We start from the raw sequence: 1180 nt of genomic DNA, 5'->3' as shown, positions 1-1180 counted from the left end.
TGTCCCGTCCTGAAATGTGTTTACACATTGAGGACGAATTATGGCTACTTCAAATAATACCTACGTTAAGCGCACTCAGCGTGATTACACACTAGGCTTTAAATTACAGGTCGTCGCCGCTGTAGAAAGAGGCGATATGACATATAAACAAGCCCAAACCATTTATGGTATCCAAGGCCGTTCAACTGTTTTAACTTGGCTTCGAAAGCACGGTAAGATGAATTGGGCGCAAACTCCAAGGATGAATACCATGCACCAATCAACTAAGCCTAAAGAGTCACCAGCACAGAAAATAAAGCGTCTTGAGAAAGAGCTGGAAGACGAAAAAATCAAGAATCTCTTTTTAAATAGAGTGGTTGATATTCTTGATGCTGAACACGGAACTAGCCTCAGAAAAAAGTATCTCACCAAGGAGCAAGAAGCCTTCAAGAACAAGAAGGAATAAGTTTAGTTCGAGTATGTAAGCTATGCGGGATAACGAGACAAAGCGTTTATCAACGAGAAAAGCGAGCTGTTCTTCGCCAGTTGGAACTTAAACCCATCAAACAAATGGTGTTGGATATTAGACGTTATATGCCTCGGGTTGGCACTAGAAAGCTCTACTTTTTACTTAAGCCAAAGTTGCAAGAACAAGGTATCAAGTTAGGTCGGGATGCTCTTTTCAACTACTTACGTGATGAACGGTTATTGGTAAGACCTAAACGTAGTTTTACGAAAACGACAAACAGTAAGCATTGGATGAAAAAACATCCGAACTTATTAAAGAACTACAAACCATGCACTCCAGAGGGTGTGTTAGTAAGTGATATTACCTATATCCAATCAGATGAAGGCATTCACTATCTCTCATTGGTAACTGATGCGTTTAGTCGGAAAATTATGGGCTACGAGCTGAGCAACGAAATGAAGGCGACGGATGTAGTGAAAGCGCTAGATATGGCTATTAAGGGGCGTCAATATCATCGTTCGTGTATCCATCACTCTGATCGTGGTCTCCAGTATTGCTCCGGTGTTTATCAAGATAAGTTGAAAAGTAGCGGCATAAGCCCCTCGATGACAGACGGTTATGACTGCTATCAAAATGCATTAGCAGAGAGAGTAAATGGAATACTGAAACAAGAGTTCTTACTTAATAAGTGTAAAAACCTCGGAGAGCTTAAACAACTAGTAAAAGAGTCTA

1 protein-coding gene is annotated in these 1180 nt (G+C 40.7%); it reads left to right on the top strand.

The genetic code is table 11. From position 1 onward, the window contains the following. Positions 1-40 precede the first annotated feature (40 nt). Positions 41-1180 (top strand): IS3 family transposase gene (locus AB4138_RS20220; RefSeq protein ID WP_372307448.1). Its coding sequence is split into 2 segments (ribosomal slippage), with 1141 coding nucleotides annotated over them: positions 41-407 and positions 407-1180; the frame shifts between segments, so codons are not numbered across the junction. This gene is flagged as partial in the annotation.

It is taken from the genome of Vibrio sp. 10N.286.52.C3, assembly GCF_041468865.1.
GTDB classification, from domain to species: domain Bacteria; phylum Pseudomonadota; class Gammaproteobacteria; order Enterobacterales; family Vibrionaceae; genus Vibrio; species Vibrio crassostreae_C.
Note: the sequence above shows the minus strand (reverse complement) of the source record. Positions and strands in the feature narration are given on the sequence as shown.